Origin of the sequence: Noviherbaspirillum sp., from assembly GCF_036846085.1 — a bacterium.
Lineage (GTDB): Bacteria > Pseudomonadota > Gammaproteobacteria > Burkholderiales > Burkholderiaceae_D > Noviherbaspirillum.
Map to the genome: position 1 here is coordinate 1 of NZ_DAIUCO010000075.1, position 20,058 is coordinate 20,058.

Consider the following 20,058-nt stretch of genomic DNA (forward strand, 5'->3'; position numbering starts at 1 on the left):
CTGTTATACGGCGTCACCGGCAGCGGTAAAACCGAGGTCTACCTGCAGGCGGCCGCCCAGGTCCTCGCGCAAGGCGAGCAGCGCGGCGACCCGGCGCAAGTCCTGATACTGGTTCCGGAAATCAACCTGACTCCACAGCTTGAACAGAATATCCGCACGCGCTTCCCCGGCGTGACGGTTGCGACGCTGCACAGCGGCTTGGCGGAAGGTGAACGCCTGTCCCAATGGCTGTCCGCGCATCTCGGCAGGGCGCGCATCGTACTCGGTACCCGGCTCGCGATCCTGGCCTCGATGCCGCATCTGAAACTGATCATCGTGGACGAGGAACATGATCCCTCGTACAAGCAGCAGGAGGGCCTGCGCTATTCGGCGCGCGACCTGGCGGTATGGCGAGCCCGGCAGCTCGGCATTCCCCTCGTGCTCGGTTCCGCCACGCCGTCGCTCGAAACCTGGCAGCACGCCCAGTCGGGCCGCTACCGCAGGCTGGAGTTGCGTGACAGGGCGGTGAGGGATGCGGTATTGCCGAAAGTCGGCCTGATCGATATGGAAAAGGACAAGCCGGTCGAAGGCATCACGCCGACCCTGCTGCGCGCGCTGCGGCTGCGGCTGGAGCGCGGCGAACAATCGCTGCTGTTCCTCAACCGGCGCGGCTATGCGCCGGTGATTTCCTGCGACGCATGCGGCTGGATCAGCAACTGCACCCGCTGCACCGCCTTCATGGTGCTGCACAAGCCGGATCATCGGCTGCGCTGCCATCACTGCAGCCTAGAGTTGCGCATACCGAAATACTGCCCCACCTGCGGCAACGTCGATCTGCAACCCCTTGGCAGGGGCACGCAACGCGTCGAGGAAGGACTGCAGCAAATATTCCCCGACGCGCGGCTGATGCGTATCGATGCCGACTCCACCCGCCGCAAGGGCAGCGCGCAGGTGGCGTTCGACAGCGTGCATCGGGGCGACGTCGATATTCTCATCGGCACGCAGATGGTTGCGAAGGGACACGACTTTCGTCACCTGACGCTGGTGGGTGTGCTGAACCCGGATACGGCGCTGTTCTCGCACGATTACCGGGCGAGCGAGCGGCTGTTCGCGCAGTTGATGCAGGTGGCGGGACGTGCCGGGCGGATTGCGAAAAAGGAAGGCGGCAGTGCCGGCGAGGTGCTGATACAGACAAGATATCCGCAGCACCCGCTCTATGCGGCGGTGATGGGTCATGACTATGACAGCTTCGCCACGTCGCTTCTTGAGGAGCGTCGTCATGCCGCCTTGCCGCCGTTCATTTTTCAGGCGCTGCTGCGCGCCGAGGCGAAGGAGCTGGCAACGGCGCTCGACTTCCTGCATGAAGCCAGCCGGTGCATCGACCACCATGGCATCACCATCAACGACCCGATCCCGATGACGATGACGCGCGTGGCCAACGTCGACCGGGCGCAGCTACTGGTGGAATCGGTATCGCGACCGGCGCTGCAAGGCTTCCTGAAGCGCTGGATCGCCGCGCTGCGGGACATCAAGGCAAGGGCGAAATGGTCGCTCGAGGTCGACCCCGTGGATATCTGAGCCGGGGCAAGCCCGGCATACTGAAGACCTGAACAAAGAGCCGGGAGGATCCAGGCTCTTCGGGGGTGGTTTAACGGACTCTGCGCTCGTTGCCGCCGTGTATCAGTGCCACCGGCGCGATGGGATCGAAATCGGCCCAGTCGCCATTCTCGAGCGTGCCCTCGGCCCGCTCCAAATCTTCCGCGCCCATGGAGCGGAAGAGGTTGATGACGTCATTCATGTGATCATCATCCTGCACACGGACGGCGACCAGCATGCCGGCTTTACGTTGCGGCAAGACGTTCTCCACATCGTGTTCATTGCCCTGATCGCCCTGTTCCTTCATTCCCGAGAGGCCGCCGACCAGGCCGCCGAGATGCGCGCCCAGCAGGCCGCCGGTCACCGTGCCGACCGGGCCGAGCACCGGGGTCGCCGCGACACCGATCGCAGCGCCGACCGCAGCGCCTGTTGCGACGCTCTTGTCGGACTCTTTCGCGCCCGGTGACATCGCCCGGTCGCCACCGATCGGATAAGCGCCGTGCTGGCCTGCCGGATTCACGAAAAACGAGGAAAGATGTTCGCGGGGGAAACCGAGACGCATCAATTCCATCATCACTTCTTCGGCCTGAGTTTGTAGTTCGAAGCGGCCTGCAATAATCGTGGACATGGTTGACTCCTTTCAGCATGTTTCTTGTAAGAGCATTGTCAAACCGATTTAGTTCTTGCAATACGTCTCAGACAAACCACGTGTAAATTTTTCTCCGAGCACGGTAAAAATTGGCCTCACCGGCATGATCGCAGGCATCTTTCAACGCCGCAGCAGTGAAAAAATCCCGGCCCGCAAATTGCATACTTCTACATCCCCAATCAACATGGAAAGAAGCTGCAATGGCACATACATCCGATCGCGGCAGCGCCTTCCAGCCAGGTAATGCGCCGGCCGCCGCACTGAAAAACGCACGAATCGTCGATGCCGGTGGCCGGCAGGCATCCATTGTGTCGCTCGACCAGGGCACGCCCGGTACCTCCGACACACTGGCCTGGGTACAGGTCGCCGACGGACCGCAGATCCAGGTACCCGTCAGCCTTCTCGAACTGCAGCAGGACGGCACCTACCGACTGCCCTTCGCCTTTGATGCCGTCGATGTTGTGGACGATATGCAGCTCACCTTTCCCGTCATGGAAGAACAGCTCCGCGTGGGCAAGCGCAGCGTCGATACCGGCGCCGGCGTGCGCATACACAAGACGGTATCGGAACGCCAGCAGGTCATCGATGAAGCGCTATTCGACGATGAACTGGCGGTGGAACGCATCCCCATGGACGAAATCATTTCGGGCTCCAGCATGCCGGAAACCCGGTATGAGGGAAGCACCCTGATCGTCCCGGTGCTCGAAGAAGTGCTGGTCGTAGAAAAGAAATTGCGGCTGAAGGAAGAGGTGCGGATCACGCGCCTCCGGCGAGAAACACATGCGCCTCAAACAGTCACGTTGCGCTCTGAAGAAATTGATGTCGAGCGCTTCGATGACAGCAAACCGAGGCAGGCATGAGTTATGCACTGAACCCCATTCTCAAGCTGCAAACAGGCCCGGCTGTCTTGCCGGACGACGATGTTTTATAGGAGATAGATCATGGACAACACGGTAGTCGGCGTATTCGACAGCTACGCACAAGCGCAAAGCGCAATGAACGAATTGATCGCTTCCGGATTTTCGCGGACCGATGTACAGCTGAACCCGGATCAGGAAACCTCTGCTTCCAGCACGACCACCACGGACAACACAAGCGATTCCGGTGGCATCGGCGGCTTCTTCCGTTCATTGTTCGGCATGGATGACCAGGTCGGTGATCGTGATACATACGCCGAAGCCGTGCGCCGCGGCAGCTGCGTGTTGACGGTCAATGCAGACAATGACGAACAGCGCGATCGTGCAATCGACATCATGAACCGCTACGATCCGGTGGACCTGGATGAGCGTTCAACACACTGGCGCAACAGCGGATGGACCGGTTATGACGCCTCTGCGCCGCGCTTGACCGACGACGAGATCGTTCAGGAACGCAGCCGCTACAGCACCACCGGCACCACGGGTACTACCGGCATCACAGGTACTACCGGCGCCACCAGCACTGCCGCCAACCTGACCGATACCACTCGCACCGAAGGGTCGCAGACCATCCCCGTGATTCAGGAAGAACTTGCCGTCGGTAAGCGCCAGGTGCAGCGCGGCGGTGTGCGTGTGTACCAGCGCGTCAGGGAAACACCGGTGACCGAGTCGGTGCAACTGCGTGACGAAACCATTCATGTTGAGCGCCACAAGGTCGATCAGCCGGCAAGCCAGGCCGATCTGGCTGCCTTCAAGGAAGGCGCCATCGAACTGCGTGAAACCGATGAGGAAGCCGTGGTCGGCAAGTCGGCGCGCGTGGTCGAGGAAGTGGTGGTCGGCAAGGACGTCACCCAGCGTACCGAGCAGATCCAGGACACCGTGCGTCGCACCGATGTCGAGGTCGAGCAGCTCGGTGCGGGCACCACACGCACCGCTGGCATGACCGACGATTCGGACTTCCGCACCCACTGGCAGACCGCATATGGCCAGCAGGGCGGACGTTATGAAGACTATGACGCCGCGTATCGCTATGGCTCATCGCTGTCGAGCCGCGACCGCTTCCAGGCCGACCGCTGGAATGAGGTTGAGCCGCAGGTGCGTTCCGAGTGGGAATCCAACAATCCCGGCAGCGCATGGGACAAGGTGAAGGATGCGGTGCGCTACGGTGCACAGCGGGTTACCAACAACCAGCAGCGCAATCACTAAGGTGCTGGATCATTGAGGTGCTAAGGCACCACAGGCTGCCATCGGCAGCAAGCAGTCCATCCTGCCGCGTCCGGGCTTGCGTGTTGCCCGGCCGCGGCAGTATTCATTTGCGCGTGTTGCGCGGCGTCGAGCGTGGCTGATCGTATGAGTCAGTCGTTTGACGCGGGTGGCCCGTCCAGCCTGCCTTCACCCGCCATCTGCCGGATGGTGCGGATGGTATCGATATCCGACTCCTGGTAGGCGGAGCGCCGGAACTCGTTGTAGAACGCCTCCGCCGTATCCGCTTCTTCCGTCGCGCCATCGTCATACTCGAAGCGCACGTAAAAGACATCGGCCTGCGGTTCTTCGATGGTCATGGTCAGGCTCGATGCAGGAATATCCTTCTGCTGCGGCACATGGTAACGAACCTGTTCCTGGGGCAAAAAAGTCACGCGATCGTGCACCACCAGTTCGCCGTAATGCAACTCGCGGGAAATCGACAGCGTGGAACGATCGAGAATATTGCACTTATCCAGGTACGGCACGAAGGCGAGCGGCTTTTCCGCGCGCAACACGAGACCGCGCCATAACTGGTCGCGGGTCAGGGGATCGATAAGGGGATTGAGCGGATCATTGATTTCCACAAGGTGGGTAAATTTCATCGGACAAAAGCAAAAACAGGACAAGGGCTGCCAGTGTAGCGCGATCGTTTGAATAAAACCGCATATCGATTCCGGTTGCTTGGTTGACGAAATGCAAATCGGGCCGGGATGCGCCACAATAGGCTTCCATTCCCAAGGAGGCTCCGATGCACGTTCCCAGCAAGGCCGGCATGGCATGCCGGAAATTCCTGACGCTGCTTGCCGGCACGCTGGCATTCTCCGCAATGGCAGCCTCTGCCTACGCACAGCAGCTCCCGCTGTTTGACGCCCACATGCATTACAACGTCGAAGCGCGCTCGGTGCTGTCGCCGCAGCAGGTCATCGACCTGTGGCGCAAGACCGGCATTCGCGCGGTGCTTGCCACCAGCCGGCCCAACGACGGCACGCTCGACCTGATTGCCCAGAAGGCGCCGGACATCACCATCGTTCCCTTCCTGCGTCCTTACCGGGTGCAGCCTGACCGGCATGACTGGTTTTCCAACGCCGAGATCGATGCCTTCGTGGAAAAGGAACTGCAGCGCGGCATCTATCGCGGCATCGGCGAGTTCCATATTTTCGGCAAGGATGCGGATGCACCGTTCATGGCAAAAATCGCACGGCTAGCGAAGGCACGCGACCTGTGGCTGCATGCGCATGCCGACGAAGACGCGGTGGAGCGCATCCTGCGCCACGCACCCGGCGTCAAGCTCATCTGGGCGCATACCGGCATGTCGACGCCGCTCGACAAGGTGGAGCAGATGTTCGCGCAGTATCCGAATATCGTCGGCGAACTGTCGTACCGCATGGACCTGGAACAGGATGGTGCATTGAATCCGCGCTGGCGTGCCTTGATGACGAAATACCCGAACCGTTTCGTCGTCGGCACCGATGCATGGGTTACGCCGCGGTGGGGACAGGTAGAGGAACTGGCGGCGTTTTATCGACGCATGCTTGGCGGCTTGCCCCGCGATGTTGCGGAACGCATCGCATACCGCAACGGATTGTCGATGTTCGGCCTGGAGGAGGAACGCTCCACCCGCTGAAACCGCATTGCGGAACACCCGGAATTTGATGCGGTCGATTTGACAACTTCAGGGCTGGTGCGCGTCGCCCGCTGATACAATGACGCGCTCCTTTCCCCTCTGTTTCTATCGTCTGCCCGCATGTCAAATCCCCCGCAGTCCGGCATGAACGCACCGCAACGCGAAGCCGTGAAGTACCTCGACGGACCATGCCTCGTGCTGGCCGGCGCCGGCTCCGGCAAGACGCGTGTCATCACCCAGAAAATCGCGCACCTGATCGAAGATTGCGGTTACGACGCGAAAAATATCGCCGCCGTCACCTTCACCAACAAGGCCGCGCTGGAAATGCAGGAGCGCATCGCCAAGCTGCTCAAGCAACCGAAGGAAGCGAAGAACCTCACCGTCTGTACCTTTCACTCGCTCGGCGTGCAGATCCTGCGCCGCGAAGCGAAGGAACTCGGCTTGAAGGACCGCTTTTCCATCATGGACAGCGACGACTGCTTCTCCATCGTGCAGGACCTGGCGTGTACGACCGACAAGCAGGTGGTCCGCCGCATACAGAATGCGATGTCGCTGTGGAAGAACGGCCTGGTCGATCCCGAGGCCGCGCTCAAACAGGCCGTCACCGAGGACGAGGCACAGGCCGCACGCATCTATCGCAACTATGTCGCTACCCTGTCCGCCTACCAGGCCGTCGATTTCGACGACCTCATCCGTCTGCCGGTGGAACTGTTCCGCGCCAATGAGGCGGTGCGCGACAAATGGCAGCGCAAGCTGCGCTACCTGCTCGTCGACGAATACCAGGACACGAATACCTGCCAGTACGAACTCGTCAAGCTGCTCGTCACTGGCATCGGCAAGAAGCCGTTGTTTACCGCGGTGGGCGACGACGACCAGGCCATCTATGCATGGCGCGGCGCCACCATCGAAAACCTGAAGCAGCTGCAGGTGGACTTCCCCGATCTGAAGGTCATCAAGCTGGAGCAGAACTATCGCTCCACCACCCGCATCCTGCAGGCGGCCAACGCCGTCATCTCGAACAATCCGAAACTGTTCGATAAGCAGCTCTGGTCGGAGCATGGCCTCGGCGATCCGGTCAAGGTGCTGGCAATGCAGGATGACGAGCAGGAAGCCGAGCAGGTCGCCATCATGATCTCCGCCCACAAGTTCGAGCGCCGCGCGAAGTTCTCCGATTACGCGGTGCTCTATCGCGGCAACCACCAGGCGCGCGTGATCGAACAGGCGCTGCGCAAGGAACGCATTCCGTACACCATCTCCGGCGGCCAGAGTTTTTTTGACCGCGCGGAGATCAAGGACATCGTCAGCTACCTCCGCCTCATTGCCAACGGCGACGACGATCCGGCCTTCATCCGTGCTGTCACCACGCCGCGCCGCGGTGTCGGCCAGTCGACACTCGAAGCGCTCGGTGCCTTCGCCGGTCAATGGCAATGTTCGCTGTTCGAAGCGGTGTTCAAGGGCGGCATCGAATCGAAGCTGGCCGACCGCCAGCTCCATCCGCTGCGCGAATTCTGCAATTTCATCAATGGCCTCGAAGCGCGTGCTTCAAAGCGCGGCGAGAATGCCGCCGCATTGCTCGATGAAATGATGAAGGAGATCAATTACGAAGGCTATCTGTACGATGCCTTCGACGACCGCCAGGCCCAGTCGAAATGGCAGAACGTCATCGACTTCACCACCTGGCTGAAAGAGAAGGGTACCGGCGGCAAGGATGGCAGCGCGGAAGAGAAAAGCCTGCTGGAGCTGACCCAGATGGTCGCGCTGATGACCATGCTCGAAGGCCGCGACCAGGAGCCGGATGCGGTGCGCATGTCGACGCTGCACGCCTCGAAGGGACTGGAGTTTCCGCATGTGTTCCTGGTCGGCGTGGAAGAGGGCATCCTGCCGCACAAGGGCGATCCGGACGCGCCGGCCGATACGATGGCTGCCCGCATCGAAGAAGAGCGCCGGCTGATGTACGTCGGCATCACCCGCGCGCAGCGCAGCCTGCACATCACCTGGTGCAAGAAGCGCAAGCGGGCGCGGGAAAGCGTCAATTGCGACATCTCGCGCTTCATCAAGGAAATGAAACTCGACGAGGGCAATGCGGTGCCGACCGAAGAGGAAGCGATCACGCCGCAGAACCGGCTGGCAAATCTGAAGGCCTTGCTGCAGAAACCGAAGGCCGCCTGAGGATCCGACGCGATCTGCCCGGACCGGGTTAACATGGCGGATCGCAATCGCCACGAGACGACGCCATGGCAACATTTCCAGGACCCATGCCGCAGCCGGGACCGGCATCCTCCTTCACCCGGAGCGGGGAGCCGGCATGAATGCGGCTGCGCCTTTCGCATCGACGGTCGCGCGCATCGCACTGGAGAACATCGTCCGGGAATATCCGAACAAGCCCGATCATGTCCTGAACGATGCAGCGGATATCCGCGCGCCGCGCGCGCTGCATCCGGTCTTCTACGGCAGCTATGACTGGCATTCCTCGGTGCATATGCACTGGCTGCTGATGCGGGTGCTGCGCGCCTTTCCCGATCTCGAAGAGGCGCCGGCAATCCGGGCCGCGTTCGATGCGCATTTCACACCGGCCAATGTGGCGGCCGAACTGGCTTATCTGCGGCAGCCTTCCCAGCATACCTTCGAACGCACCTACGGCTGGGCATGGCTGCTGAAGCTGCAGGCGGAACTGATCGGACTGGCGGCCGGTGACAGCAGTGCAAGGACGTGGCGCGGCACGCTGCAGCCCCTGGCCGACGCGTTCGTCGAGCGTTACCTGCAGTTCCTGCCATTGGCGACCTATCCCATCCGCGCCGGCACCCATGCCAACAGCGCGTTCGGCCTGATGTTCGCGCTCGACTATGCCGAGGCGACGCAGCACATCGCGCTGCGCAAGCTGATTGCGGCAAAGGCGCATGCATGGTTCGGCCAGGACCGGCGTTATCCCGCCGCTTACGAGCCGGGCGCCGACGACTTTCTCTCCGGCGGATTGATGGAAGCCGCATTGATGCTGCGCGTGGTGGATGGATGCAGCTATGCCGACTGGTGGCAGGTGTTCTGTCCCGCGACGCAGGACCTGCAGGCATGGCTGACGCCGGTCGTGGTCAGCGACCGCACCGATGCCAAGCTTTCCCACCTGGATGGCCTGAACCTGTCGCGCGCCTGGTGCTGGAAGATGCTGGAACCGGAATTGCCGGCGCATCTGCGCGAACCGGTCGCCCGGGCGATCGATGCGCATTTGGCGGCGTCATTGCCCCATGCGACGAGCGGCGACTATGTCGGCACGCACTGGCTGGCGAGCTTCGCCATGCTTGCGCTCGACGGCCGATAAAGTCCACGGGCGCCTTCGCCGTCAGCGAAGAAGCGTGACATCCTTCAGCGGCTTCAACACGCTCGACGGCGTCATGCCGAACGTTTGCCGGAACAGGCGGCTGAAGTGGGCCGCATCCGCGAAGGCACCGTTCATCGCCGCGTCGGTCAGGCTGCCGTCGGGGCGGAAGCCGATGATGGCCGACCTGATCTGCGTCCAGATGCGGTATTCGCGGAAGCTGATCCCCATCTCCTCGCGAAACAGGTGATTGAACCGTGATGCCGACAAGTGCGCGATGGAAGCCGCGTCGTCGCGGGCAAGCGGCTCGTCGCGCAGCATGCGCAGGGACAGCAGGCTGCGCTCGACCCGGGCATCGAGCGGCGGCGCGTCATCCGGCGCGGCGCGGCGCAGCAGCGCTGAAAGATCGAAGGCATCGAGCCGGCTTTCATAGTGGCTGCGTGACACCGGCAGCATCGCCGGATCGAAGATCACCGGCCCGTCGCGCCGGACCCGCGCACGCAGGCTGCGCGCCTCTTTCGAATCCGGTTCCAGGTACATCAGCGCCACCCGTTCGCCACGCGGATCGAACACATGTTCCACGCCGGTATCGATCAGCGCGCTATGGCAGGTTTCGATGCGTCCATCCGGCAGGTGGATCGCAAAGCGTCCGGACAAGCCGATCAGCAGCACGGGCGATGCATGCCGGTGCCAGCCGCTGGCGGGCAGTTCTCCGATATACAGCGACCGGTCCAAACCGGCCTTGAGGGTATTGCCTCTATGCATAGCCCAAACGTACAAGTTTTCACGGAAAAATTTCGATAGCCTCGCAAGTCCGTTGTCATTTGAACGGCTGACCTGGAGGAGAACGCATTGAAACGTATTGCCCTGGCCGCCACCGTGCTGGCGCTTGCCGTGATTGCAGCAGCATATTACCGCCTTCCGCATCTTTTCAAGGAACCGCTGGCGGCGCTGAACCGCGTATCCGCCGGCCTGTCCGAAAAAGTCATCCGCGTCGGCAGCCACGACGTGCATTACCTCGAGGGCGGAAGCGGCGAGACGGTCGTGCTGTTGCACGGCATCTTCGCCGAGAAGGACCATTGGGTCGACTTCGCGCGGCCGCTGACCGACCGCTACAGGGTGGTGGCGCCCGACCTTCCGGGTTTCGGTGAAAGCGGCCGGCTCGACAACGAAGACTACGACTACGCCACCCAGGTCGAACGGTTGAAGCAGCTCCTCGACCGGCTCGACATTGCGCGTGCCCATCTGGCCGGCAATTCGATGGGCGGCACCATCGCCGCGCTGTTTGCCATCCGCTATCCGGAACGCGTGGCGACCGTTGCGTTCATTGGCGCACCGCATGGCATCCGCTCGCCGACACCGAGCGACATGGATAGCCTGATCGATGCCGGCGGCGCACCGCTGGTTGCCCGCGACGAAGCGGAGTTCGAACGCATGCTGTCGCTCGTGTTCGTGCAGCGCCCGTTCCTGCCGTATCCGATCCTCCATGATGCGCAAGCAGGCGCTCTGCAAAACGCGCAATCCAATCTGCGCATCTGGCAAAGGCAATTGAAAGACCGTTACCTACTGCAGGACCGGATCGGTGAACTGCGTACGCGGACCTTCCTGCTGTGGGGGCAGGGCGACCGCATCTTCGACGTCTCCGCCGTGGACACGCTGCGCAGCCGGCTGCAGAAGGTACAAGTGAATGTCCTGCCGGACATCGGTCACTTGCCAATGATGGAAGCGCCGAAGGAAACGGCGCGGCTCTACGCGGCATTCCTCTCGCAGTAGTGCGGCGGGATGCCGGTCTCCAAGGGGAGTGAGGCGGACCGGGCGATATACTGGGGTCATATCGCATGTATCCGGCAATGCGCCGGCTGGTCGTTCTCGGGAGATACGCATGACAAGTTTGCTGATCGTCGGTGCCACGGGGCTGGTCGGGCAATCCGTGCTGGAACTGGCGAAGTCCGACCCGCGCATTCACAGCATCGTTGCGCCGACACGGCACGCCTTGCCCGTGCATGCGAAGCTGCAAAATCCGGTTGTCGACTTCGACCGGCTGCCGCACGATGCATCATGGTGGCACGTCGACGCGGCGATCTGCACCCTCGGCACCACCATGCGCGATGCAGGTTCCAGGGACGCGTTCCGCAAGGTTGATTTTGAATACCCGGTTGCGGTTGCAAACCATGTGCGTCGGCACGGCGCGACGGCATTCGCCCTCAATTCCGCCATGGGCGCCGATGCCGGCTCACGAATTTTTTATAACCGTGTGAAAGGTGAAGTCGAGCAAGCCTTGATCGCGCTGGCCTTTTCCTCCCTCACCATTGTCCGGCCCGGGTTGATTGGCGGAAAGCGTCCCAAAATGCGGCCGGCGGAATCGATGGGAATGAAAACGTTGCTGGCCATCGAGCCGCTATTGCCCCGGCGGTATCGGGTAGTACCGGCCGAGCGTATTGCCAGGGCGTTGGTCGAGGCGGTGTGCAACGCCATTCCAGGTGTCAACATGATCGAGTCCGAACGGATATAGACCCGGTTTGACAAGGTGAAACGATACATCGTGTTACAGCTGAAACAGGAACCATCACGCAAAGCTTTTTGTCTTTTAAATAACGCACGACCGGCTACAGCATTGCTTTGCAAGCAAGCCGGTTTGCATTCATTCATTTGACAAGGAGTACTTATGATTCAGCCACGTAAAATTTTGCTCGCTTCCGCAGTAATGGTTTTCGCCCAGCTCGCACACGCGCAGTCGTCCACATCGACAGACGCAGCCACGACATCAGGCGCATCGAGCAGTGGCATGTCATCCGCCGGTGCTGCAACCGCAACACCCGGCACTACGACGCCATCCGGCGCGTCGACCTCGTCTTCGGGCACATCCGCTGCACCGGACACGACCACATCCGGTAGCAGCGCAGGCAGCACCAGCCCGTCGACGACCATGAGCGGTTCCGGCAGCCTGCCGAGTGCGACAGGCACCAGCGGTACAACAGGCACCACAGCAACTACTGGAACGACAGGCGCTACCGGGTCCACGGTGACCAGCCCGTCGTCAACGACCGGCACGACGGCAACCACCAGCCCTTCCTCGACGTCCGCCGATCCTTACGTTCAGCGGCGCGAGGCAAAACGCCAGGCCAAGCAGGAATACAAGCAGGATAAAAAGGCTGCCAAGCAGGAATACAAGGAAGAGAAGAAAGCCGCCAACACTGCGTTGAAAGATGCACGCCGGCAAGAAGCCGGCACATCGGGACGTTGATTGCCAATCCTGGGACTTTGGTGAACAGGGCTGCGTCAACAGGCACCCCCGACGAGAAAGCCGCCTGCACCTGCAGGCGGCTTTTTTCTTCCCCCAATCCATGTTGACCATGGCAGTCGCAAGAACAATTTGTCTTTGCCGACCTTGAGCCGGGTAACTTCCTTGTCCTCCCGCTGTCAATGGAGTAAGGCTGGAAGAGGCCGGTCAAATCGGCTACGGACAGCACATCAAATATCAATAGAACGGATGTGATGCGAGGAAATGCATCCGACATTGCGGCTCCGGCACCTGCATGAATTCCGAATACACCATTCCCCTCCAGCATTTCGAGCTTCTGTTCAACGGCTCGCCCGGCTCCTTCCTCATATTGCTTCCCGACGAATCATTCACCATCGTTGGCGTGACGGACGATTATCTGCGCGACACGCTGACACGGCGCGCCGACATCCTCGGCAAGCCGGTGTTCGAAGCCTTTCCCGATAATCCCTGTACACCCGAAGCGAATTCGACCCGCAACCTGGCCGCATCGCTCCAGCGTGTCGTCAAAACTAGAACTCGGGACCTGATGGCCATTCAGCGTTACGACGTGCGGAATCAGTCGGGAACAGGGTTCGAACTGCGCTACTGGAGTCCGGTGAATGTACCGGTACTATCGCCGGACGGGACGCTGCTCTACATCGTTCACCGTGTTGAAAACGTGACGGACTATGTGCGGCTCGTCGAGGAAAAGAAAAACCAGCAACAGCAGACTGCGGAACTGAGCGCCCGAAACCAGCAGATGGAGGCCGAGATCTTGCAAAACACCCGCATGCTCGAAGAAAAAAACAGGGAGTTGCGACAGGCCAATGACGCATTGAGCCAATATGCGAAAGAAGCGCACGATGAGGCAAGGAACAAGGATGAATTCCTCGCCATGCTCGCCCATGAGCTGAGAAATCCGCTTGCCGGAATGTCGGCATCGCTGGAACTGCTGGGGATCTTCGGCAACGACGCCACGAAAGCAGTGGAGCTGCGCGACGTGTGCTATCGCCAGCTTGGCAACCTGACCCGCATGGTGGACGATCTGCTTGATGTATCACGGGTGAGCCGCGGCACCGTCGAATTGCGCAAGAAGCCGCTCGACCTGCGGGATGTGCTCGATAGCGCCCTGCACACCTTACGCCGCCAGTTCGACGACGGCAGTTTATCCGTCAACACCCGGATCGCTTCCGGCGCCTATCGCCTCCTCGGTGACGCAACACGGCTGGAGCAGGTCATCACCAACCTGCTGGCCAATGCGGCGAAATACACGCAGAACGGCGGCCAGGTCGATGTCGTCCTGGAAAACGAAATGAAGGGCAACCAAAGCTGGGCGGTGCTGGCGGTAAAAGACACCGGACGCGGTATTCCTCCCGATAAGCTTGATGCCATCTTCGACATGTTTGTGCAGGTCGACACGGAGATCGATCGTGCCGGGGGCGGACTCGGGATCGGACTCACCCTGGTGCAAAAGCTCGTCGAAATGCACGATGGCATCGTCACCGCGTACAGCGACGGACTCGGCACCGGCAGCACGTTCACCCTACGCCTGCCGCTCAACGCTGCCGTGTCGATGCCGATGCCTTCCGTCCGGGGCGGGGCCATGCCCGTCGTTCAGCGGCCGGATACCCGGGTACTGCTCATTGAAGACAACGCCGACGCCCGAGAAACCCTCAAACACCTTCTGCACGCGTACGGCTACGACGTGGAAGTGGCGGCGACCGGTGAGGAAGGATTGCAGCGGCTGCTGGCGCATCCCCCGGACGTGGCCATCATCGATATCGGTTTGCCGGGTCTTGACGGTTTCGAGGTGGCCAGACGCACCCGCGCAGCCCTTGGCGTCGGCGGGCTGAAGCTCGTCGCCTTGAGCGGATACAGTGGACCGGACACCGAGAAAAAAGCAAAGAATGCCGGCTTTGACCTGCATCTCGTCAAGCCGGTACAGCCGGCCGAACTTCCGAAGATCCTGTCGATAGATCGACTGGGGGGATGATTAATTTTTTTCTGCCTGCCCGTAATGCACCTACTCTGCCTGAATAGGCGATTGAACAGCCATTGATCTACTAGGCATGACTTCGTCTTTTTGACAGGCGCGTCAGGCGGTTCAGGCAATTGCGGGGAGGCTACCCGTCCGCTTTCCTGTTACCGAGCTGCTTCTCGAAGGCGACATCCAGCTTGCTGACCCGGGCCGGTTTCTGCGGACCGGTTTGATTTGCGAACTGGACGAACTCATCCAGCGTCAGTTCGCCGCTGACTTTCTCCGGGGAACCACCCGGTACGGCGCGCAACATATAGAAGAAGCCGCTGGCGGTAATGCCGAGCGAGTAACGGTTATGCGGATCGCGTGCGTTCAAACGGGCGACAGCGGCGCTGGCTTTGGTCGATCTCATCGTATTCTTTGACGTCAACGTGACGGTAAACGGGCTCTGTAGGAAGGTACAACAAGATTCATCATAGTGCAGCCGCTTGCGTTTCGCGAGCGGCCGGCGCGGTGGCTTTACCTGCGGAAATCCCGTAGTCCTGTTGCCGTCTGATTTTTGCCTTGGCTTGCGTCCGATCAGTGCCCGCACTGAATCTCTTTTCCATGCCCGGGTCGAACTTCACATCATCCGTAACGAGGAGGAGATATGGTCCAGCCGAGTGTGTCCCCGACATGCATTGCATCTCTCCTCCCGCCGGGTTGGAAAGCACGTTGCGCCCTGTTGATTCTCGCGGCTGTTCCCGCCCTCTGCGCGGCACGCGAGCCGAGCGTGACGGAGTGCGTCGAAGGCAGCGATTTCATCAAGAACGCGGCGCTGGCACGCGATAGCGGCGTGACCGAAGACAGTTTCCTTGCCAGGATTCATGAAGACATCGCGGTCATCCAGGCCCTGCCGCCGAAACTGCGCTGGTTCGTCCAGGATGAAGAAGACGCCGCACTGCTGATTTCCGCGGCGACCGATGTTTTCCGCAACCCGAAGGATGCAAACGCGCACCAGCGGGATTTCCTCAGCGCCTGCCTGCCGAAGGCAAGCTCGAAACCCCATTACCTGTTATAGGGTGTATCTGCATCGTCCCGTCTGCGCAATTGCCGCCTCCCCGGCCGCGCCTTTACCGTATACTCGCGTGCTCGTCCGACGCCGCCGATAAACGGAGAATCTGCCATGCCCACCGAAGACCGCATCATCGACATCGAAATCAAGGTCGCACGCCAGGAAGATATGGTCGATGCCCTGAACCAGATGGTCTATCAGCAGCAAAAGAAAATCGACGAACTCGAAGCGCTGTGCAGTGCATTGGCGAGGCATATCAAGGATATGCGGCAGGAGGATGCCGAGCGCAATCCGGCCAGCGAGAGGCCGCCGCATTACTGAAACGGTCGCGGGCACCTTCCCGGATTGTTCCACCGGTGATGCGATCGGACGCGCCTGCGGAACCAATTATGGACAGAACATGAATCAGCCAGACAAGCAAACCGACCTCCTGCGCGCCAAACTCAACCAGGAAACGTCGCAGATCGCATGGAAGGAGCTGCAGCGCTATTACGCGGCCGGCATGGTGATTGCCGTCAGCGACGATCTCGATCTCGTGGATGTGGCCGCCTCCGTCGCCAATGACGACACGGCTGCCGTATCGAAATGGATGTCGGAAGCCCGCGTTTCCAAAGTATCGGATGTGCAGGCCGAGGCATGGCTGGATGCCGACGCAGCCTTGTGGGCGGTGGTGGTCAAGCCCTGGATACTGGTGCAGATGCGCGCGTCCTGACTTTTACGCCAGCCTGTCAGGCTCTCAGCCGGTTATGAATCGCCGTTGCGGCGATCGCCGCATGACCCATCGCAACCGTGATCTGGTTCAATCCCTTGACGATGTCACCCGCGGCATACAGGTTTTCCACCGTGGTCTGCTGATGATTGTTGACGACCAGTTCGCCGTTCGGCGTGCATTCCGCGCCGAGGTCCCGGACGATGGCGGAGTTCACCCGGGTACCGAGCGCCGCATACACCACATCGAATTCCTGCGGCGCAGCGCCTTGCAGCGACACCGTCATTTTCCCGTTAGCGAACGACAGGCCGGTGACCGGATTGCTCACCGCGCGGACCCGGCCCGCATCGAGCTGAGCGTGCTCGTCCGCCGACAGCGCAATCGGATCGGTGATCGAGAACAGGGTGACATCGGTGGCGTAGTGCCGCACGAACAGCGCCTCGCCCAAGCCGCCATTCCCCTTGCCGATCACGGCTACTTTCTTTGCTATCGATTCGAAACCATCGCAAATCGGGCAATAGCGTAAGGCTCCCTCGGCAACCGCTTCGCCGATATCCGGAAAGTCCGGCGCCACGTCGACCACGCCGGTAGCGACGAGCACGGTGCGGGAACGGAATTCCTGGTTGCCGGTCGACGTGATGAAGAGGTCGTCGCCGCTCTTCGAGATGCGCTCCACCTTGCCCGTCACCGACGTCGCGCCATAGTGTTCGGCCTGTTCACGCAATCGTTGCAGGATATCGCCGCCGTGTATGCCGTGAATGAAGCCCGGATAGTTGTGCGATGTGGGAATCCATAACAGGCGGCTGGAACCGGCATCGATCAGTTTGAATTGCCGGCGGAAACGTGCGAGATAGGTAGCCGCGGTGAGTCCTGCGGCGCCACCGCCAACGATCACGCAATCCAGCAATTGTTCGTCATTGTGTGACACAGCTTTTCCTTCCGCGTCTACCGCATTTATCGCCTGTACCGCTCATTCGACAAGGTCGGCGCCTTGTCGTCGTCGCCGGATTCATTGTCGATTTCCCCGACGATTTCCACATAGTCGGGATCGGCGGCGGTGTTGATGTCGAGGCTGGGGTCGGCGCGTTCGTCCAGGCCTGGTCCCTTCACCACATCCTCGCCGGTATCGGTGATGACACTGGGTGCGCGGTCGCGGGCACGCGGGCCGTTGCCCACATGGGACTCGCGCGGTGCTGGTGTATTCGAAGGTTCATTTGGTGTCATGTTGACTCCTTGCGTGATGGATCAACAATTGGAGCAAGCCGCCTTCGATATAGTTTCGATAAGCCGACATTATTCAAGCATATGGATGCACAGCAAGTTCTTGCTCCGCCGTAAAATGGACGTCGCGCATTTCAGCGACCGTTCCTAATGGGGCGGGATGTCATGCGTATTGAAATAACATGCTGATCAAATTCCCATGAGCGTCAAACCCCGCCGCATTGCCCACCTGGATATGGATGCTTTTTATGCATCGGTGGAATTGCTGCGCTATCCCGATTTGCGCGGGCAGCCGGTCGTGATCGGCGGGCGCTCGGAGCATCATCCGGCGACCCGGCCGGATGGCAGCCGTTCGTATTCGATACTGCGCAACTACACCGGCCGCGGCGTCATCACCACGTCGACCTACGAAGCGCGGGCGCTCGGCGTGTTTTCCGGCATGGGCATCATGAAAGCGGCGCAGCTCGCGCCGGATGCGATTCTGCTGCCGACCGACTTCGACAGCTATCGCCGCTATTCGCGCTTGTTCAAAAGCGCGGTCGCCACCATCGCACCGCGCATCGAAGACCGCGGCATCGATGAAATCTATATCGACCTCAGCGATCATGATGGCGATACGCGTGCGCTGGTGCTGCAGATCAAGGAGGCGGTGCGCGACGCCACCGGCCTGCGCTGCTCGGTCGGCGTGGCGCCGAACAAGCTGCTTGCAAAAATCTGTTCCGACCTGGAAAAGCCGGACGGCCTGACCATGCTCGAACATGCGGACATACCGCGCCTGATCTGGCCGCTGCCGGTTCGAAAAATCAATGGCATCGGTCCGAAAGCGGCAGAGAAGCTCGCCACCCTCGGCATCCATGCCATCAAGGATCTGGCCGAGGCGGAACCGGCGCTCTTGCAGGCCAATTTCGGTCGCAGCTATGCGGAGTGGCTGCATAACGCGTCGCATGGCATCGACCATCGCCAGGTGGTCACCAACCCGGAGCCGAAATCGATCAGCCGCGAAACCACCTTCGAGCGCGACCTCCATGCTCGCCGCGATCGCGATACGTTGTCCGCCATCTTCACCGACTTGTGCACCCGTGTCGCAGGCGATCTGCAGCGCAAGGGCTATCTGTGCCAGACGATCGGCATCAAGCTGCGCTATGACGATTTCCGCACCGTGACGCGCGACCTTACGGTTCCCCATGCGACCGCCGATGCGAAGCTGATCCGCAAGGCTGCCGGCGAATGCCTGCGGCGTGTGCCGCTGGACCGCAGGCTGCGCCTGCTCGGCGTGCGCGCGAGTGCCTTGTCCAAGCCGGGCGACGCGACGAGCGAATCGCATTTATCGCAAGGTGAACTCATATTCACCGTGTAAAAAATTCCTGCCGGTGGTGTCTCAATCCGCAGGCATTGTCAATCGGCGTCGATGCGACATGATGCGTAATCGCGACTGACGCTGCGTCGGCCCGCGTGTAGAATGGCCCCTCTCTTCAGCTTGCCATCTCATCCTGCCATGTGGTTCAAGAATCTCCAGATCTACCGCCTCACCGCTCCATGGACCATGACGTCCGAACAACTCGAAGCCAGCCTCGCGGCACAAACGTTTTCCGCAGGCACGAGCGTCGAGATGCAAACACAGGGTTGGGCCTCGCCGCGTGAGAACGGCATGCTCGTGCATACGGTTAACCGTCAGCTGCTGCTCGAGCTGGCCACGGAAAAGAAGCTGTTGCCGGCGACGGTCGTCAACCAGGTGAGCAAGGCGCGGGCTGCCGAACTGGAAGAGCAGCAGGGCTTCAAGCCGGGCAAAAAGCAGATGAAGGAAATCAAGGAGCAGGTGACCGATGAACTGCTGCCACGCGCATTCAGCATCCGGCGCAGCACCCGCGTCTGGATCGACCCGGTCAACGGCTGGCTGGTGGTCGATGCCGCCAGCCCGGCAAAGGCCGACGAGGTATTCAAACTGCTGCTGAAGTCGCTGGAGCAATTGCCGTTCGCATCGCTGCGCACCGAGCGCTCGCCGCTGTCGGCGATGACCGACTGGCTGGCCGCCGACGAAGCGCCCGGTGGCTTCACCGTCGACCAGGACACCGAACTGCGCGCCACCGGCGAAGGCAAGGCAACCGTGCGCTATGTGCGCCATACGCTGGAGCCGGAAGATGTCCGTCGCCATATCGCCGGCGGCAAGCAATGCACGCGGCTGGCGATGACCTGGAGCGATCGGGTTTCTTTCGTACTCACCGAATCGCTGGCGATCAAGCGCGTGGCGCCGCTCGACGTACTGAAGGAAAACACCGATTCCATGGCGCGCGATGACAACGAGCGCTTCGATAACGACTTCATGCTGATGACCGGCGAGCTGGCGAAGATGATCGCCGATCTCGTGCAGGCGTTGGGCGGCGAGGAACAGCAGAAGAAAGCCGCCTGACGGACGAAGCGGTAAAGCGGGCACAAACGAAAAGACGAACCCTGCGGTTCGTCTCAGACTGCTGACAAACCCTCGCCTCGTGCGGGGGTTTTTGTTTTAATAACGCA

Annotated in this window: 22 protein-coding genes; 15 read left to right on the plus strand and 7 right to left on the minus strand. The window is 60.9% G+C overall.

All coding sequences use genetic code 11. The features are described from left to right. Positions 1 to 1,557, plus strand: a 1,557-nt coding sequence (locus V7080_RS10820; protein WP_334188405.1) for a primosomal protein N', incomplete at its 5' end; no start/stop codon positions are given. 70 nt (positions 1,558 to 1,627) lie between these two features. Here the strand turns inward: V7080_RS10820 and V7080_RS10825 are convergent. Then, the gene (locus V7080_RS10825) at positions 1,628 to 2,203 is read right to left on the minus strand and encodes a hypothetical protein (RefSeq protein WP_334188406.1); all 576 of its coding nucleotides are present in this window, start codon (positions 2,201 to 2,203) and stop codon (positions 1,628 to 1,630) included. 221 nt (positions 2,204 to 2,424) lie between these two features. On the opposite strand from V7080_RS10825, the gene V7080_RS10830 reads away from it, so the two are divergent. Both V7080_RS10830 and V7080_RS10835 read left to right on the plus strand, forming a co-directional pair. Next, positions 2,425 to 3,084, plus strand: a complete 660-nt coding sequence (locus V7080_RS10830; protein WP_334188407.1) for a YsnF/AvaK domain-containing protein — start codon at positions 2,425 to 2,427, stop codon at positions 3,082 to 3,084. Positions 3,085 to 3,165: 81 nt separating this feature from the next. Continuing rightward, positions 3,166 to 4,347, plus strand: coding sequence for a YsnF/AvaK domain-containing protein (locus V7080_RS10835; protein WP_334188408.1), 1,182 nt, complete (start codon positions 3,166 to 3,168; stop codon positions 4,345 to 4,347). A gap of 149 nt (positions 4,348 to 4,496) precedes the next feature. Here V7080_RS10835 and V7080_RS10840 read toward each other — a convergent pair whose 3' ends face one another. Then, positions 4,497 to 4,988 carry an SRPBCC family protein gene (locus tag V7080_RS10840; protein WP_334188409.1) on the minus strand — a complete coding sequence of 164 codons (492 nt, stop codon included), beginning with the start codon at positions 4,986 to 4,988 and terminating at the stop codon, positions 4,497 to 4,499. Between the two features lie 146 nt (positions 4,989 to 5,134). On the opposite strand from V7080_RS10840, the gene V7080_RS10845 reads away from it, so the two are divergent. From V7080_RS10845 to V7080_RS10855, 3 genes are all read left to right on the plus strand, one after another. Next, on the plus strand, positions 5,135 to 6,010 hold the full coding sequence (locus V7080_RS10845; RefSeq protein WP_334188410.1) for an amidohydrolase family protein: 876 nt from the start codon (positions 5,135 to 5,137) through the stop codon (positions 6,008 to 6,010). Positions 6,011 to 6,154: 144 nt separating this feature from the next. After that, the gene (locus V7080_RS10850; RefSeq protein WP_442947212.1) at positions 6,155 to 8,179 is read left to right on the plus strand and encodes a UvrD-helicase domain-containing protein; all 2,025 of its coding nucleotides are present in this window, start codon (positions 6,155 to 6,157) and stop codon (positions 8,177 to 8,179) included. A gap of 136 nt (positions 8,180 to 8,315) precedes the next feature. Next, the gene (locus V7080_RS10855; RefSeq protein WP_334188412.1) at positions 8,316 to 9,323 is read left to right on the plus strand and encodes a DUF2891 domain-containing protein; all 1,008 of its coding nucleotides are present in this window, start codon (positions 8,316 to 8,318) and stop codon (positions 9,321 to 9,323) included. Between the two features lie 21 nt (positions 9,324 to 9,344). Here the strand turns inward: V7080_RS10855 and V7080_RS10860 are convergent, their stop codons facing one another. After that, a complete protein-coding gene (locus V7080_RS10860; RefSeq protein ID WP_334188413.1) occupies positions 9,345 to 10,085 on the minus strand; it encodes a helix-turn-helix transcriptional regulator in 741 nt (246 codons plus the stop codon). Positions 10,086 to 10,172: 87 nt separating this feature from the next. Here V7080_RS10860 and V7080_RS10865 point away from each other — a divergent pair, with 87 nt between their 5' ends. Continuing rightward, the gene (locus tag V7080_RS10865; protein ID WP_334188414.1) at positions 10,173 to 11,093 is read left to right on the plus strand and encodes an alpha/beta fold hydrolase; all 921 of its coding nucleotides are present in this window, start codon (positions 10,173 to 10,175) and stop codon (positions 11,091 to 11,093) included. A gap of 109 nt (positions 11,094 to 11,202) precedes the next feature. Then, positions 11,203 to 11,832: an NAD-dependent dehydratase gene (locus V7080_RS10870; protein ID WP_334188415.1), complete on the plus strand. Its 630-nt coding sequence runs from the start codon at positions 11,203 to 11,205 to the stop codon at positions 11,830 to 11,832. Between the two features lie 158 nt (positions 11,833 to 11,990). Here the strand turns inward: V7080_RS10870 and V7080_RS10875 are convergent, their stop codons facing one another. Continuing rightward, complete coding sequence (locus V7080_RS10875; protein ID WP_334188416.1) at positions 11,991 to 12,248, minus strand: hypothetical protein; 258 nt, start codon at positions 12,246 to 12,248, stop codon at positions 11,991 to 11,993. Here V7080_RS10875 and V7080_RS10880 point away from each other — a divergent pair. Further along, the gene (locus tag V7080_RS10880; protein ID WP_334188417.1) at positions 12,247 to 12,564 is read left to right on the plus strand and encodes a hypothetical protein; all 318 of its coding nucleotides are present in this window, start codon (positions 12,247 to 12,249) and stop codon (positions 12,562 to 12,564) included. The genes V7080_RS10875 and V7080_RS10880 overlap by 2 nt on opposite strands. 292 nt (positions 12,565 to 12,856) lie before the next feature. Beyond that, positions 12,857 to 14,575 (plus strand): ATP-binding protein, encoded by a 1,719-nt coding sequence (locus V7080_RS10885; RefSeq protein ID WP_334188418.1) that lies wholly within the window; start codon positions 12,857 to 12,859, stop codon positions 14,573 to 14,575. Between the two features lie 130 nt (positions 14,576 to 14,705). On the opposite strand, the gene V7080_RS10890 is transcribed toward V7080_RS10885, so the two are convergent. Next, positions 14,706 to 14,972: a hypothetical protein gene (locus V7080_RS10890; protein ID WP_334188419.1), complete on the minus strand. Its 267-nt coding sequence runs from the start codon at positions 14,970 to 14,972 to the stop codon at positions 14,706 to 14,708. A gap of 237 nt (positions 14,973 to 15,209) precedes the next feature. Between V7080_RS10890 and V7080_RS10895 the strand changes: the two genes are divergently transcribed. The 3 genes from V7080_RS10895 to V7080_RS10905 all read left to right on the plus strand — a co-directional run bounded on the left by V7080_RS10895 (position 15,210) and on the right by V7080_RS10905 (position 16,326). After that, complete coding sequence (locus tag V7080_RS10895; RefSeq protein ID WP_334188420.1) at positions 15,210 to 15,620, plus strand: hypothetical protein; 411 nt, start codon at positions 15,210 to 15,212, stop codon at positions 15,618 to 15,620. A gap of 105 nt (positions 15,621 to 15,725) precedes the next feature. Then, positions 15,726 to 15,935, plus strand: coding sequence for a SlyX family protein (locus V7080_RS10900; protein WP_334188421.1), 210 nt, complete (start codon positions 15,726 to 15,728; stop codon positions 15,933 to 15,935). Positions 15,936 to 16,014: 79 nt separating this feature from the next. Next, positions 16,015 to 16,326, plus strand: a complete 312-nt coding sequence (locus tag V7080_RS10905) for a DUF2288 domain-containing protein (RefSeq protein ID WP_334188422.1) — start codon at positions 16,015 to 16,017, stop codon at positions 16,324 to 16,326. Between the two features lie 16 nt (positions 16,327 to 16,342). On the opposite strand, the gene V7080_RS10910 is transcribed toward V7080_RS10905, so the two are convergent. After that, positions 16,343 to 17,251, minus strand: coding sequence for an NAD(P)/FAD-dependent oxidoreductase (locus tag V7080_RS10910; RefSeq protein ID WP_334188423.1), 909 nt, complete (start codon positions 17,249 to 17,251; stop codon positions 16,343 to 16,345). Between the two features lie 26 nt (positions 17,252 to 17,277). Beyond that, positions 17,278 to 17,547, minus strand: coding sequence for a hypothetical protein (locus tag V7080_RS10915; protein WP_334188424.1), 270 nt, complete (start codon positions 17,545 to 17,547; stop codon positions 17,278 to 17,280). 196 nt (positions 17,548 to 17,743) lie between these two features. Between V7080_RS10915 and dinB the strand changes: the two genes are divergently transcribed. Further along, positions 17,744 to 18,901 carry a DNA polymerase IV gene (gene dinB / locus V7080_RS10920; RefSeq protein ID WP_334188425.1) on the plus strand — a complete coding sequence of 386 codons (1,158 nt, stop codon included), beginning with the start codon at positions 17,744 to 17,746 and terminating at the stop codon, positions 18,899 to 18,901. 138 nt (positions 18,902 to 19,039) lie between these two features. Continuing rightward, a complete protein-coding gene (locus tag V7080_RS10925) occupies positions 19,040 to 19,951 on the plus strand; it encodes a recombination-associated protein RdgC (protein ID WP_334188426.1) in 912 nt (303 codons plus the stop codon). The last annotated feature ends 107 nt before the right edge of the window (positions 19,952 to 20,058 follow it).